At 61.7% G+C, this 13,844-nt stretch carries 15 protein-coding genes; 6 read left to right on the top strand and 9 right to left on the bottom strand.

What is annotated here, in order from left to right; genetic code table 11:
- The first annotated feature begins 319 nt into the window (after window positions 1-319).
- The 6 genes from motA to M728_RS01320 all read left to right on the top strand — a co-directional run bounded on the left by motA (window position 320) and on the right by M728_RS01320 (window position 5,606).
- Window positions 320-1,198 (top strand): flagellar motor stator protein MotA, encoded by an 879-nt coding sequence (motA, locus tag M728_RS01345; RefSeq protein ID WP_026613229.1) that lies wholly within the window; start codon window positions 320-322, stop codon window positions 1,196-1,198.
- Entirely contained in the window at window positions 1,195-2,142 is a 948-nt protein-coding gene (locus tag M728_RS01340) for a FliM/FliN family flagellar motor switch protein (RefSeq protein WP_026618242.1), read from the top strand. Before motA ends, M728_RS01340 begins: the two co-directional genes overlap by 4 nt.
- Window positions 2,143-2,195: 53 nt before the next feature.
- Window positions 2,196-2,795, top strand: a complete 600-nt coding sequence (gene fliN, locus M728_RS01335; RefSeq protein WP_026618241.1) for a flagellar motor switch protein FliN — start codon at window positions 2,196-2,198, stop codon at window positions 2,793-2,795.
- A gap of 30 nt (window positions 2,796-2,825) precedes the next feature.
- Window positions 2,826-3,854: a flagellar motor switch protein FliG gene (fliG, locus tag M728_RS01330; RefSeq protein ID WP_026618240.1), complete on the top strand. Its 1,029-nt coding sequence runs from the start codon at window positions 2,826-2,828 to the stop codon at window positions 3,852-3,854.
- A 226-nt stretch (window positions 3,855-4,080) separates the two neighbouring features.
- Window positions 4,081-5,163, top strand: a complete 1,083-nt coding sequence (flhB, locus tag M728_RS01325) for a flagellar biosynthesis protein FlhB (protein WP_026618239.1) — start codon at window positions 4,081-4,083, stop codon at window positions 5,161-5,163.
- The gene (locus tag M728_RS01320; protein WP_026618238.1) at window positions 5,160-5,606 is read left to right on the top strand and encodes a hypothetical protein; all 447 of its coding nucleotides are present in this window, start codon (window positions 5,160-5,162) and stop codon (window positions 5,604-5,606) included. The genes flhB and M728_RS01320 overlap by 4 nt, the downstream gene beginning before the upstream one ends.
- Before the next feature lie 149 nt (window positions 5,607-5,755).
- Here M728_RS01320 and visR read toward each other — a convergent pair whose 3' ends face one another.
- The 9 genes from visR to M728_RS01275 all read right to left on the bottom strand — a co-directional run bounded on the left by visR (window position 5,756) and on the right by M728_RS01275 (window position 13,839).
- Window positions 5,756-6,496 carry a transcriptional regulator VisR gene (gene visR, locus M728_RS01315; RefSeq protein ID WP_026618237.1) on the bottom strand — a complete coding sequence of 247 codons (741 nt, stop codon included), beginning with the start codon at window positions 6,494-6,496 and terminating at the stop codon, window positions 5,756-5,758.
- 11 nt (window positions 6,497-6,507) lie between these two features.
- Entirely contained in the window at window positions 6,508-7,245 is a 738-nt protein-coding gene (visN, locus tag M728_RS01310) for a transcriptional regulator VisN (RefSeq protein ID WP_026618236.1), read from the bottom strand.
- Between the two features lie 872 nt (window positions 7,246-8,117).
- Window positions 8,118-9,791: a flagellar basal-body MS-ring/collar protein FliF gene (gene fliF / locus M728_RS01305; protein ID WP_026618235.1), complete on the bottom strand. Its 1,674-nt coding sequence runs from the start codon at window positions 9,789-9,791 to the stop codon at window positions 8,118-8,120.
- 251 nt (window positions 9,792-10,042) lie between these two features.
- Window positions 10,043-10,426, bottom strand: coding sequence for a hypothetical protein (locus tag M728_RS01300; RefSeq protein ID WP_026618234.1), 384 nt, complete (start codon window positions 10,424-10,426; stop codon window positions 10,043-10,045).
- Between the two features lie 60 nt (window positions 10,427-10,486).
- Window positions 10,487-11,035, bottom strand: a complete 549-nt coding sequence (cheD, locus tag M728_RS01295) for a chemoreceptor glutamine deamidase CheD (RefSeq protein ID WP_026618233.1) — start codon at window positions 11,033-11,035, stop codon at window positions 10,487-10,489.
- Window positions 11,032-11,421 (bottom strand): response regulator, encoded by a 390-nt coding sequence (locus M728_RS01290; RefSeq protein WP_026618232.1) that lies wholly within the window; start codon window positions 11,419-11,421, stop codon window positions 11,032-11,034. Before M728_RS01290 ends, cheD begins: the two co-directional genes overlap by 4 nt.
- Entirely contained in the window at window positions 11,421-12,470 is a 1,050-nt protein-coding gene (locus M728_RS01285; RefSeq protein WP_026618231.1) for a chemotaxis response regulator protein-glutamate methylesterase, read from the bottom strand. The genes M728_RS01290 and M728_RS01285 overlap by 1 nt, the downstream gene beginning before the upstream one ends.
- A complete protein-coding gene (cheR, locus tag M728_RS01280) occupies window positions 12,467-13,375 on the bottom strand; it encodes a protein-glutamate O-methyltransferase CheR (RefSeq protein WP_026618230.1) in 909 nt (302 codons plus the stop codon). Before cheR ends, M728_RS01285 begins: the two co-directional genes overlap by 4 nt.
- Entirely contained in the window at window positions 13,372-13,839 is a 468-nt protein-coding gene (locus M728_RS01275; RefSeq protein ID WP_026618229.1) for a chemotaxis protein CheW, read from the bottom strand. Before M728_RS01275 ends, cheR begins: the two co-directional genes overlap by 4 nt.
- Window positions 13,840-13,844: the final 5 nt, after the last annotated feature.

The raw sequence follows: 13,844 nt of genomic DNA, 5'->3' as shown, positions 1-13,844 counted from the left end.
GCGGGATGGGAAAAACGTGCACGGTTTCCGCCCGCATCCCGCGCCAATTTCCACTGCATGTCTCCTTAAATCGACCTCGATTTAAGGACAAAGACATGCAGCATTTCAAAGTGCTACAGCGACCTTTGCGCGTCCGATAAGACACGCGGCGCTGTAGAATCGGGCGCGCTGCGGCCCAACCTTGGCAAACCCTGACCGCATTGGCTTGCGCGAACCTGTCCCGACCACCGGGATCTGCACCGGATTCGGGGCCAGCCTCACGCAAGGATCAGAGCCTATTCCCTCGGGGGAAAATCAAGGATCGCGACAGGTATCGGCAATGAACATCATCATCGGGCTTCTTGTGACTTTCGGCTGTATCCTCGGCGGATACATGGCGATGGGCGGCCATCTCGAAGTCCTGAACCAGCCTTTCGAGCTGATGATCATCGGTGGGGCAGGTATCGGCGGCTTCATCATGGCCAACTCGATGAAGGTGGTCAAAGACACCGGCAAGGCGCTTTTGGAGGCCTTCAAGCACAAGGTTCCGAAGGAGCGACACTATCTCGACACGCTCGGCGTCCTCTACAGCCTGATGCGCGACCTGAGGACCAAGTCTCGCAACGAGATTGAAAGCCACATCGACAATCCGGAAGAATCCTCGATCTTCCAGTCCGCACCGACCGTCCTGCAGAACAAGGAGCTGACCGCCTTCATCTGCGACTATGTGCGCCTCATCATCATCGGCAACGCCCGCTCGCACGAGATCGAGGCGCTGATGGACGAGGAAATCCAGACGATCACCCACGACAAAATGAAGTGCTATCACGCTCTGACGACCATGGGCGACGCGCTGCCGGCGATCGGTATCGTCGCGGCGGTCCTCGGCGTCATCAAGGCGATGGGAGCGATCAGCGAAGCGCCGGAAGTGCTGGGCGCCAAGATCGCCGCCGCGCTGGTCGGGACGCTGCTCGGCGTGTTCCTTTCCTATTCGATCGTCAGCCCGCTCGTCTCGAACATCAAGGCCGTACGCGAGAAGCAGAACCGGCTTTACGTCATCGTGAAACAGACGCTGCTTGCCTACATGAACGGCTCGGTTCCGCAGGTCGCGCTCGAATACGGCCGCAAGACCATCTCCGCCTATGAACGGCCGTCTATCGACGCGGTCGAACAGGAGATGATGAATCCGGGCGGTGGCAGCGAGAGCAAGGCGGCTTGATCATGAGCATCGCATCGAACGTCCACGCATTCGACAAAAGGCTGCTTGCGCGCATGATTGGTGCGCTTGGCGAAGACAAGATCATCGGCCGTATCGCGCTCGAGCTCGGCCACGTCTTCAGCGAACTTCTGCCGGACATGCTCGAGGCGGAGACCGGGTGCGACATCACGATCGGCTACGCAGGCTTCCGCACCGGGCTTCGCAACGAACTGATCGCGGATCTCGGAGACGGGGCCGTGCTCGGCGACGTTTCACTGCGCAACTGGTGCACGGATTTTACGGTCGGCTGCGACAGCCCGGTGCTTATCGCCTTGGTCGAAGCCGTGCTCGGAGCCGAGCCCACGAGCATCGAGGAACCGCTGCCGCGGCCTCTCTCGAAAATCGAGATCGATGTCGGCGTGCCGGTGTTCCACAAGGTCGCCGAGGTCCTGCGAACCGCGGTAAATGCGCCTGGCGGGTTCGAACCGGTCGTCGGCCGCCCCTACAACAGCCCCGAACGACCGAAGCCCGACCCCACGATCGAGGATGTCTATGCGGCCGCGATCGACATGACCATCGGCCTTGGGCCAGTGCTTTCCACTTTCTCTGTGATCGTTCCGCAAAGCGTGCTTCTCAAAACCGAGATCGCCTCCCTGAGAGGCGCGGGCGAGAACCAAAACGCGAAGAGCGAGTGGGCGGAACAGCTCGAGGAGCAGGTTCGCCGTTCGGCAGTGACGCTCGAGGCACGCATTCGACTGGAAAGCCTGACGCTGAACACGATCAGTCGCCTGCAGCCGGGGGACGTGATCCCGTTTCACGACGGCTCTGAGGTGCGTGTCGACGTGAACGCCAACGGCCGCGACCTCTATGTTTGCGAGTTCGGCCGCTCGGGTTCGAAGTATACGGTCCGCGTCAGGGATACCCACGGGTCCGAACAGGACATCCTTCGCCACATCATGAGTTAATCAGCCTCGCCGGCAGAATGCCTGAGGCAAGGTTCAACTGGAATATTCTCCACATGGCATCAAAGAAAGCAGCACCCACCGCAGAACCGGCCGCATTCACGGCAGACGTCGAACTCGACCAGGCGATCGACGACCTGCGCGGCGTTCTCAAGAAGGACGGCGGAACGAGTGACTTCGGCGCAGACTTCGCCGCCGAGCCGCTCGCTTCGCCCGCGGATTTCGGCAGCGACTTTGCCGCCACCGGCGGCGCCGCATTCGGCGGCGATTTCGACGCTGGCGGTTTCGGCGGCGATTTCGCCGATACGGGCAACGTCGGCGGCTTCGACACCGGCACCGGCTTCATGGGCGGCGATTTCGATTCGGCAGCAGCCGTGAGCGAACCGGCACCGGGAAGCGCCATGACGGCCAATATGGACCTGATCATGGACATTCCGATCGATGTCCAGATCGTGCTCGGCACCAGTCGCATGCAGGTTTCGGGTCTGATGGGGCTCAACGAGGGCGCCACGATCGCGCTCGACCGCAAGATCGGCGAGCCGGTCGAGATCATGGTCAACGGCCGGGTGATCGGCCGCGGCGAAATCACCGTCCTCGAGGGCGATGTGACCCGCTTCGGCGTCAAGCTCATCGAGATAATAGGCAGCAAGAAATAGCAGCCCGATGATTGGGCGAGGGATGAATCCATGACGGATTTCGGAAGTTTCGAGCAGGCGCTGGCCCAACCGCTGAGCCAGACGGAGAAGGCGGCGGCCGTGCTGCTCGCCATGGGCAAATCCGTGGCCGGGAAGCTCTTGAAGTTCTTCACGCAGGGCGAGTTGCAGGCGATCATCGCCGCAGCGCAATCGCTCAGAGCCATCCCCCCGCATGAACTCGAAGCGCTCGTCAACGAATTCGAGGACCTCTTCACGGAAGGGGCCGGCCTGATGGACAACGCCAAGGCGATCGAGAGCATCCTCGAAGAGGGCCTGACGCCGGACGAGGTCGATGGCCTGCTTGGCCGCCGGGCCACCTTCCAGTCCTACGAAGCGAGCATCTGGGATCGGCTCATGGACTGCGACCCCACCGCTATTGCTCAATTGCTCGCCGATGAACATCCGCAGACGATCGCCTATGTGCTGTCGATGATGCCGTCGAGCTTCGGCGCCAAGGTGCTGCTGCAGATCTCCGACAAGCAGCGGCCGGATATCCTCAACCGCGCCGTCAACATCAAGAACGTCAGCCCGAAAGCCTCCGCCATCATCGAGGCGCGCGTGATCGAGATGATCGAGGAGATGGAGGCCGAGCGCAATTCGCCCGGACCGGCCAAGATCGCGGAAGTGATGAACGAGCTGGAGAAGCCGCAGGTCGATACGCTGCTTGCCTCGCTCGAAACCATCAGCACCGATTCGGCCAAGAGGGTCCGCCCGAAGATCTTCCTCTTCGACGACATCCTCTACATGCCGCAAAGAAGCCGCGTGCAGCTCTTCAACGACGTCTCCACCGACGTCATCACGATGGCGCTCAGGGGCTCGGCCCCGGAACTGCGCGAATCGATTCTCGCCTCCATCGGCGCCCGCCAGCGGCGCATGATCGAAGCGGACCTCGCGATCGGCGACGCCGGCATCAACCCGCGCGACATCGCGATCGCCAGACGCTCGATCACCCAGGAAGCGATTCGTCTGGCCGCCAGCGGACAGCTCGAGCTCAAGGAAAAAGAAGCCGAGGCGGCCTGAGGCGCGTCGTCCGCTGCTCGGCAAGCCGGCGCCTGATGCTGATTTCTGTTGAACCGAGGCAATTGCCGGCTTTCGGCTCTTGCGCGCGAAAGCCTCCGCGTTCACGACAGAAGCGGGCGTCAGCGATTCCGAGCGCTGCGGGGCCTTTGTACGTTTGATCCGATGCTCGGCTGTAGCTCCGCCTCGTTGACGCTCGTTTGCCAGGCGGTCGGGAGCTTCCTCTTTCATGTCGGAAGAGCAGGACAAGGAAAGCAAAACAGAGGCGCCGTCGGAAAAGAAACTGTCCGATGCGGCCGAAAAGGGCAATGTCCCCTTCTCTCGCGAAGTCACCGCGTTCGCGTCGACGCTCGCGATCTACATCTTCGTCGTCTTCTTTCTTTCGGACGGCGCGGCCACGACGGCCGAAGCACTGAAGGACATCTTCGAACAACCGGAAGCCTGGCGCCTCGACACGGCTAGCGACGCGGTTGCGCTGATTTCACACGTCCTCCTGAAGTCCGCGGCGCTGCTCGTGCCGATCTTCATCCTGCTCATCCTCTTCGGCGTCGGATCGTCGATCTTCCAGAACCTGCCGCGGCCGGTGCTCGACCGCATCCAGCCCAAATGGAACCGCGTGTCGCCGGTCGCAGGCTTCAAGCGCATTTACGGCGTCCCGGGACTGGTGGAGTTCGGCAAGTCGCTGTTCAAGATCATCGCCATTTCGGCCATCGTCGTCTTCGTTCTGTGGAACGACTACTTCGCCGCGCTCGACCTGATGTTCTCCGATCCGGTGACGATCTTCACGGCAATGGTCTCAGACCTGAAGCAGATCATCATCGTCGTCCTTTTCGCGACCGCGGTGCTCGCGATCGTCGATCTCTTCTGGACCCGCCATCACTGGTACACGGAACTCAGGATGACCAGGCATGAGGTCAAGGAGGAGCTGAAGCAGTCCCAGGGCGACCCGATCGTCAAATCGCGATTGCGATCGATGCAGCGCGATCGCGCCCGCAAACGCATGATCGCCTCGGTGCCCCGCGCCACTTTGGTGATCGCAAACCCGACCCACTATGCCGTCGCGCTGCGCTATGTTCGCGAAGAAAGCGAGGCGCCGGTCGTCGTCGCGATGGGACAGGACCTCGTGGCCTTGAAGATCCGCGAGATTGCCGAAAAGAACGGCATCCCCGTTTTCGAGGATCCGCCGCTCGCACGCTCCATGTTTGCACAAGTCTCGGTAGATAGTGTCATTCCACCGGTGTTTTACAAGGCGGTCGCCGAGCTCATTCACCGGGTTTATTCGGCTCAGCCGCAACAGAGACGGGTGACATAATCTTGAGAAAGAGCGAATTCTCCGAAAAACGCGAACAGATTGTGGCGGAGGCGATCCGCCCGATTGCAACGGAACTGCGCCTGATCGACGCTGCGGATTTCATCGCGCTGCTACGATTCGAGTCCTATGCGAGCCTGGCCGATCTCGTGGAATCGGCGGCCGAACTCTATTTCCTCCCCGGGACCGTGAACTTCGGCCTCGGCGGCAACTACAAACTGGACTGGAACAGTTGCCCGGAGATCATCCTCGACCTTGAGCTGAAGCCGCGCGGCGTCACCGTCTATGCGCGTCTTGTGCTCGCGGCCGACACTGCGGGCATCGAGATCAGCCACATCAACTTCCAGCAGCCCTCGAGCGATCCGGACGAGAACACGGCCTTTCTCGCAAAGAGCCTGGAGGAAGCGAAGTTCGTCAAGTCCTTCCCGCTGCCGCTGGCGAGCTGATCGGGAGCAGGCTTGCCCCCTAACCCTCTCCCCGCCCACGCCCCGCGCGGGGAGAGGGACTCAAGCGAAGCGCTGCCGCGCGTCCCCCTCACCCCCGCTTGCGGGGAGAAGGTGACCGGCATGAAGGCGAATTTGATGAACAGCCGCTGTTAGCTGATGTAACCGAGGCGTATCGCCTTGGCGATCGCCTGGATCCGGTTGACGGAATCGAGCTTCGTCGTCGCCGCGCCGAGATAGGCGTTCACCGTGTGCACGGAAAGGCCCATCTTTTCGGCAATCTCCTCGCTGATATGACCGTCGCCCGCCATCTGCAGGCAGGCGATCTCGCGATCGCTCAGGGCCTCGGCCTTGAAGAAGCGTTTCTCGTCTGCCGCGAGCATGTCGGTCATGATGTGCGCGCTGCGGCCGTGCAGGTCGACGATCTGTTCGCCCGAGGCGTCGAGGTAGCTTCCCGCAAAGACGACATAGCCATTGCCCTGAGCGCCGAGCCGTATCGGAAAGGCGATCCCCGAATAGGAGAGCTTCCGCCCCTCCAGCCGCCGCGTGAATTGACGGAAATCGGTTGTTTCGGCGGCCTGGTGCTCGCCCTGCCCGTCCCAGAGCACGGGCAACAGCGAACGATCGAGATGCTGAAGCAGTTCGTCGCCGTAGACCTTGATCAGATCATGTGCGTTCGCTTCCGAGGCGACGCCCCAATTATGGAGGACGCAGGTGAGCTTGCGCGCCGCCGGCATGCCCCTTCCGTTGATGCGCAGGACGGCGAAATTCTTTGCGTTGATCTGCCGCTGCATCGCCTGCAGCCGCGTCACCAGGGTTGCGGCCCGCGCCGCGCGCCCGTTTCGGCCCGATCGGCCGGCGTCGTCGCCATCTTCCATCACGAAATAGGACATCCTCGTCACTCCTAAACGAGATTGTTGCGCACCGCGTGGGCGATCGCTTCCGATCTCGTGCGCGTCGCCGTCTTCCGCATCACGCTGGTGATGTAGTTGTTGATCGTGTTGCGGGAGATGCCGAGGATGACGGCAATCTCCTCGCTCGTCTTGCCTTCAGCGATCCAGAAAAGGCATTCGAGTTCGCGCTCGGTCAGTTCGCACTCCCGATCCTGGCGGATTCCGACTTCGGTCTTCAGGCTTGCGACATAGCCCGCCAAGACGGCGACGTCGCGCAGCGCCTCCTGCGAGAGAATGACGTCCGCGGGAAACAGGAGCATCAGGGAGAACCGGGATCGCCCCACGTTGAAGGTGACGGCGCAATAGGTCCGGCTGACGCCACGCGGCAGATCGATGTCGTCGGGCACCGTTTGGAATGTGGGCTGGAGGACGGCGAGGCACTTTTCCAGTTCCGTCGTCTTCGCATTCAGTCCGGCGACGATGCCCGACAGGCGCCGGACGATATCGAAAGGCCAGTCAGAGCAGACGACAAAATCAAGCCCACCATCCTGGGAAGGATCATGGCGGGCGAGAAGGTAGTGCGTTGCGCCGACATATTCCGTCAGCGCCGCCAGTCCGCTGCCGAGGCCGCTGCGCCCAGCCAGCTCCTCGAGCCTTCGGATCAATTGTTCCCGCGAAATTCCCCGACCAGACACCCGCGACACAGCGGTCTCAAAAGACCAGACTGCGTCAACCCGCGACATCTCCATGACTTTCAGCCCCCGTGCCCCGATTCACCGCCCTTGATTTTGCGCTGCCGGTCCAACCCGGTATCTGTGCCACCACTCGCAAGTCAGGACGCGAATCAATTGCTAAACTGTACATCGCTTCCCCCCAAATGACACGGGCGCCTGTCGGCCGTTTACTTGCGCATCTCGCCGCGAAGGAATCTCGCATCCCGCCATCGCTCTCCGATCGAAAACATGACTCTCCGGAGCGGAATAGAGTTGAGCAATTACCTGATATTTAGTGGTTTTCTGAAACTTCACTGCACCGCTGCGCCTTGCGGTTCGGGCTGGAATGCGGTGTCCATAAGAAGCAAAGCGAGGCGCTTCTTGCGGCGCAGACGCCGTCGCGCACATCAAACGCTTCGAAATGATAACGCGCAACATTACTTTAAGGTCTCCGCTGTTGCCAAAATGCATCAAATCCACCACGCAGAAATCACAGCAACATGAGGAATAACGGGAACTCGACACGAAATTATATTTCATCCATCCAAAGTTATATTTACTGGACACCTCGAGAGCTGCAAACAACGGCCAGTAATCGGCTGCCCCACCCGGGCGGCATCAGCGCTCTCGAATCTAAAAGCGTTAAATTTCTATTAAGTTGTGTGAGGAATGCAGGGACCATGACTCCGACGCGCAACATGGATTCTTATCGCGGATGCCGCCGCGCCAGCGCCGAAATCTATTAGACTTCGCCAATATTCACCGCGTCAGTTACGTTGCACTATCCGCGCAAGGTGGCAGCGCAGGCGCCAACGCGAAGCGGGCCGAAAGCAAGGCCCATCTTCCGAATACCCTCAAAAGAGAAATCCCGCCTCCAGGGCGGGATCTCTTTTCCGTCGCGACTTGCGTCAGGCGGCGCGGTCGAGGGCCCATTTGCGCAAGATTTTCGCGGCGCGCTCCTCGCTGATTTCCACCATCCGCGCCAGCCGCCGTTCCGGTCCTTCCTTGACGCGGCGGTTGAAGCTGCTTTCGTCGCCAAGATTGAGCAGGTCGTCCGCGCCATCGAAGCCGAAGTCGGAACCGAAGCCCTCCATGAGGGCGCCTCCCGCACCGGCACCGGCGGGCGAGAAATCCGGCAGCTCCAGACCGGCGGCTTCGCCTTCGAGCTGACCGGCCTTGCCGCCGAAGCCCAACTGACGCGCAAGCGGCCGCATGCCCATCCAGACGACCAGGAAGGCCACGGCGACGAAAGCCAGCGCGTTGATGATGCCGCCGAGGTTGCGCGTCAGCATTTCCATGATGCCCGGCCCCGGGACCGCCTGATCCAGCAGTTGCGTCTCGACGAAATCCATCGCATTGAGCGTGACGACGTCGCCCCGGCTCGGATCGACGCCAGCGGCCGAGGACACGATCCCCTGCATTTCCTTGAGGTAGGCGTCGATCTTGGCCTGATCGGCCGCCTCGCCGACCATGGCCGCAAGCCGGCCGCGATTGACGACGACAGCAATCGACAATCGCTCGATCGAATAGCTGTTCTTGACGGTGGCGATCGTCTTGCTGTTGATCTCGTAATTCGTCTGCTCTTCCTTTTTCGCCGCCTCATCGCTCGACTGCGGTCCGGCGCCACCGCGCGGCGCCGCCTGAGGAATGTTCTGCTGCACGGTTGCGGCATTGTCCGGCTGCTGCTGACTGGACTTCTGCTCTTCCTTGATCACCCGCGTGGAGCGCTCGACCCGCGATTCGGGGTCGAAGACGGTTTCCTGGATCTGCTGCGCGTCGGTGTTGAGCTCGGCGGTGACGCTGGTGCGGAAATTGTCCATGCCGAGGAAGGGCGCCAGCGCATTGTCGATCTTTTTCTCGAGATCGCTCTGCACGTTCTGGACAACGCCGAGCGACTGGTTGAGGGCGCTGTTCGCCGGATCGTCGCCGGAGGCGAGAAGCTGGCCGGTCGAATCGAGCACGGTCACGTCGTCGACATCGAGCCCCGGCACCGACGATGCGACCAGATGGCGGATCGAGGCGGCGGCGTTTCGGCCGACCGTGGCGCTCGCGCGGATCATCACCGACGCCGTCGGCGTCTGTTCGGCTTTCCGGAAACTGCCGCGCTCCGGCATGACGATGTGGACGCGCGCGGCGGCGATGCCGGATATTTGCTGAATCGTGCGGGCGATTTCGCCTTCGAGCGCGCGAAGGCGCGTCACTTCCTGCATGAAGGAGGTGAGCCCCAGCGAACCGACATTGTCGAAGAGTTCGTAACCGGCACTGGCACTGCTCGGCAGACCGCGCTCGGCAAGCAGCAGGCGGGCCTTGCCGTTCATGCCGACGGGCACCTGGATGCTGCCGCCGTCGGTACCAACCTCGAAATCGATATTGGCCTCGGCAAGCGCTATGCTGATCTGGGTGACGTCGCTGCGCTCGAGCCCGACATAGAGCGTCTCAAAGGCCGGCCTGTTGACGTAAATGCCGGCGCCGAGGACGAAGCCGATCGCCACGATACCGGCCACAGCCAGCGCAATCAGCTTGCCCTGCCCGAGACTGCTCAGATTTTTCGTGAACGCCGAGAATTGATCGAACAGATTCATTCTGTTTCCGCACCCAGTATCGCAGGGCAACCGATCCGTCTATCCGGCCGGCGCCATGCGCAGCTCCAACATTCGGGTTTGCTGGGTCTCGGCCTGCGCTCAGCCGATCGTCGATACACGCGAATCTACCAGCCCCGATGCGAAGCTAGGCGGCGAAACTTGCGCGAACTTGACGAAGTGCAGGGATCGGGCGAGCTGTTGCGCGGGGACTCCGCAGCTGCAGAGAGGGCTACAGGCGGCAACACCTATCGTCAGAACGCCTCGAAATCGCCCGCGACTTTCGTCAGCGGCTGCGAGTGTCCGTGGCGCAGCATGCCGCTGGCAAGTGCCCTCTTCATGTCGGCAAGCTTGACCAGATTGACGGCCGTGCTGATATCGACCAGCCAGTCGTCGGGGATGGATGCGGTGATCGTGTCGATGAATTCGGCGAGCCCGCGCGTCTTCTGAACCGCAAGGTCGATGCCCTGGAGCACCATCATCTTGTCGGCCGCATCCGCGGATGTTGCGCCATCGAGGAGTTGGGGCTCGATGCGTTCGATGAGGTAGGCGACGTCATGAAGCTCGGTGACGATGCGCATCAGCACGTCCGGCAAGGATTCTTCCGCGTGAGGCGTAGGGTTATAGTCAATCTGCATCGTCTCTCTCACGTGGCTTGGGGACGCGTTTCGGTTCGCCTGGCGGTAAAGGCGGCATGCTCAAAAGAATTCGATCGAACTTTCCGCGGGCTTCGGCACGGGCACAGGCCGCTGATCCATCTGGATCGCGCGCTGGGCTTCCACGCCCGTGAGCGCATATTGGCGCGCGCGCCCCGAGGAAGGCCAGTATTCGAGCTTGCGCCCATGCTCGCCGCCGGTGCTTTCGCCGACGATGCGGATGCCCTCATCCATCAGGAACTGGCGCGCAAAGGCGGCATTCTGCTCCCCGACATTCGAGAAACGCGCGATCGTCCTGGCGCCGCCGAAGATCTTCGCCTCCAGCCGGTCGCGACGCGCGCCCTGCTTCAAAAGACCGTTGATGAGCAGCTCCATGAGATGGACGCCGTAACGCGTGGCATCGCCGCCTGGCGACGCCGCCGAGCCCGGCAACAGGAAGTGGTTCATGCCGCCGACGCCCGCGACGGGATCGCGCATGCAGGCGGCCACACAGGAGCCGAGAATGGTCGAAAGAACGATATCCGGATCGTTGACGACCTTGAACTCGCCCTGAATGACATGCACGCGCTTGCCGGCATTCTCCATGATCATTTCAGCGCTCCGAACACGGCTTCGATCGCCGCCTTCATCTTTTCGATCGTGAATGGCTTGGCGAGAACATTATTGGCACCGAGCGCGGCCGCCTTCTGCACCAGCGCGCGATCGCCCTGGGCGGTCAGGATGATGAAGGCCGCTTTCTTGGTGGCCGGGTTCGCGCGCACCGCCTGCAACAGGCCGAGGCCGTCCATCTTCGGCATGTTGAAATCCGAGATGACCAGATGGTGCGGGTTCTGCGCCATGATCTTCATACCCTGCTCACCGTCACCGGCGGCGGTGATCTGCTTGAAGCCTAGCTGCTGCAGGGCGTCACCCAGGAGCAAGCGGCTCGTGACCTGATCGTCGACGATCAGAACTTTTATCTTTTCGGCGATGGACATTATTCGCTTCCTTCTTTTCGCGCTGCCGCCGTCTTCAATATTTCCTCCCCGATCGATCCGAGGGGGAGCTGTGTTTCGACCGCGCCCAATTCATAGGCGACCCTCGGCATGCCGTAGACGACGCAGCTTTTCTCGCTCTGGCCGAAGGTGCGCGCTCCGGAATGCCTCATCTTAAGCAGGCCGGACGCGCCGTCGCGGCCCATGCCGGTCAAGATGACGCCGATGGCGTTACGCCCCGCCACTTCGGCAACCGAGTCGAACAGGACGTCGACCGACGGGCGATGTCCGTTGACGGGTTCGCGGTCGACAAGCCGGCAGCAGGACGCGGCGGCGTTGGTGACCATCAGATGCCGTTCGCCACCGGGCGCCAGGTAGATCTTGCCGATCTCCAGCCGCGCGCCATCGGTCGCCTCCTGGACGGTGGGGGCGCAGAGCCGATTCAGCCTTTCGGCAAAGCTCCTGGTGAAGGTGTGCGGCATGTGCTGGGTAATCACCGTCGGCGGGCAATTGGCCGGAAATTTCTGCAGCACTGCGATCAAGGCTTCGACGCCGCCGGTCGAGGCGCCGATGGCGATGATCTTGCGCCCTGCCCTATAGTCGGAAACCGCGGGCGCGGCTGGTGCGGCACTCCTGTTGCCGGTGATCATCGCCTTTCGCTGCGACCGCGCCGCCGCCTTGACCTTCTCGACCAGGCCGCCGAACGGATTGGGGTCTCCCGGATGCGGCTTGCCGACGCAATCGAAGGCACCGATCTCGAGCGCGGCGATCGTCGCTTCCGCACCCTTGTGAGTGAGCGTCGAGACCATGATGACCGGCATGGGCCTCAGCCGCATGATCTTATCGAGGAACTCAAGGCCGTTCATGTTCGGCATCTCGATATCGAGCGTCACGACATCGGGGTCGAGCTGTTTGATCGCCTGGCGAGCCTCGAGGGCGTCGGCCGCCTGACCGACGACCGTCACGTCCGGATCGGCATTGAGCACGGCCGAGATCAGGCCGCGCATGGTGGCCGAGTCATCGACGACGAGAACACGTGCGGGAGCACTCATGCCCGACCTCCCTGGAACTTGCCGGTATGGCGATAGGTGGTTATGCCGATATTGTCGAAGAGCGCCTTGGCATCCCCCGACACGCGCTCCGAATGGCCAATATAAAGATGCCCGCCGGTGTCGAGCACGCCGGCAAAGCGCGACCAGATCTTCATCTGCGTCGGCTCGTCGAAATAGATCACCACGTTGCGGCAGAAGATGACGTCGAATGGTCCCTTGAGCGGCCATTGCGCCATGAGATTGAGCTCGTTGAAGGTGATCAGCCGCTTGACGCGCTCATCGACCTGCCACTTGCGGCGACCGGCGACCTCGACCTCGTCGAACCATTGCTTGCGCATGGCGGGGTTGACCGTTTCGAGCGCGGTCGCGTCATAGGCGCCGGCGCGCGCAAGCGCGAGGATCTTCGGGTCGATGTCGGTTGCGAGAATACGGAAATCGTAGTCGGCCGCATTCGGCAACAGCGACAACACCGTCAGCGCGATCGAATAGGGCTCCTGGCCGTCCGAACAGGCCGCCGACCAGATGCGCACCCGGCCACCATTTTTCGCGCGCGTGACCAGATCCGGCAGAACCTCCGTCTTCAGATGCTCGAAATGATGGTTCTCGCGGAAGAAGCGGGTGAAATTCGTCGTCAGATGCGAGAGCATGTCGCGGCGGGCAGCGGCACCCGCCGGTGAAGCGACGAGCTGGCAATAGTCGCGGAAGCCCCTGAGCCCGAGATTGCGGATATGTTTCGAGAGCCGCGAATAGACGAGCGATGCCTTCGACTCGTTGAGAAAGATACCGGCATCCGCATAGATCATCGCCGCGATCTCGTTGAGGTCGCGACGCGTGAGCGGATATTCGCCGCTCGCAAGACATTCGTCCGGGGACAATCTTTGCTCGACGTTGGCCTGGGCTCTCATGCCGCATCCCTTTCTTCGTGAGGAAACACGGAGTCGAGTTCGACGAGGCAAATCATCCGCCCCTCGATCGCCAGCACGCCGCGCGCGAAACTTCTTTCGAAATCGGAGGCGATGTCCGGGGTCGGCTGAATGTCGCTATCGGAGACTGTTAGGATATCGGAAACGGCGTCGACCAGGAGTCCGACTACCTGGCTCTTCACCTGAGCGACGATGATCACATGCCGGACCGTCGGCTCGGCAGGTTTCATGCCGAGGCGAGCAGAGAAATCGATGATCGGCAGCACGGCGCCGCGCAGATTGATGACGCCGAGCACATAGACGGGCGCGTGCGGCATGGGAGTTGCCGGCGTCCAGCCGCGAATTTCGCGGACTGACATGATGTTGACGCAGAATTCCTGGTCGCCGACGCGGAAAGCGATCAGCTCCCGTCCGCCAGTCGTCAGATTTTTTGCGGCATAGGTCATAGGTA

This window comes from Ensifer sp. WSM1721 (assembly GCF_000513895.2).
In the GTDB taxonomy this organism is placed as follows: Bacteria; Pseudomonadota; Alphaproteobacteria; order Rhizobiales; family Rhizobiaceae; genus Sinorhizobium.
Note: the sequence above shows the minus strand (reverse complement) of the source record. Positions and strands in the feature narration are given on the sequence as shown.

Bases quoted from the DNA above. Each gene is read 5' to 3' on its own strand.
- motA (WP_026613229.1), top strand. From the start codon at position 320: ATGAACATCATCATCGGGCTTCTTGTGACTTTCGGCTGTATCCTCGGC.
- fliN (WP_026618241.1), top strand. From the start codon at position 2,196: ATGGCATCAAAGAAAGCAGCACCCACCGCAGAACCGGCCGCATTCACG.
- fliG (WP_026618240.1), top strand. From the start codon at position 2,826: ATGACGGATTTCGGAAGTTTCGAGCAGGCGCTGGCCCAACCGCTGAGC.
- flhB (WP_026618239.1), top strand. From the start codon at position 4,081: ATGTCGGAAGAGCAGGACAAGGAAAGCAAAACAGAGGCGCCGTCGGAA.
- visR (WP_026618237.1), bottom strand. From the start codon at position 6,496: ATGTCCTATTTCGTGATGGAAGATGGCGACGACGCCGGCCGATCGGGC.
- visN (WP_026618236.1), bottom strand. From the start codon at position 7,245: ATGGAGATGTCGCGGGTTGACGCAGTCTGGTCTTTTGAGACCGCTGTG.
- fliF (WP_026618235.1), bottom strand. From the start codon at position 9,791: ATGAATCTGTTCGATCAATTCTCGGCGTTCACGAAAAATCTGAGCAGT.
- M728_RS01300 (WP_026618234.1), bottom strand. From the start codon at position 10,426: ATGCAGATTGACTATAACCCTACGCCTCACGCGGAAGAATCCTTGCCG.
- cheD (WP_026618233.1), bottom strand. From the start codon at position 11,035: ATGATCATGGAGAATGCCGGCAAGCGCGTGCATGTCATTCAGGGCGAG.
- M728_RS01290 (WP_026618232.1), bottom strand. From the start codon at position 11,421: ATGTCCATCGCCGAAAAGATAAAAGTTCTGATCGTCGACGATCAGGTC.
- M728_RS01285 (WP_026618231.1), bottom strand. From the start codon at position 12,470: ATGAGTGCTCCCGCACGTGTTCTCGTCGTCGATGACTCGGCCACCATG.
- cheR (WP_026618230.1), bottom strand. From the start codon at position 13,375: ATGAGAGCCCAGGCCAACGTCGAGCAAAGATTGTCCCCGGACGAATGT.
- M728_RS01275 (WP_026618229.1), bottom strand. From the start codon at position 13,839: ATGACCTATGCCGCAAAAAATCTGACGACTGGCGGACGGGAGCTGATC.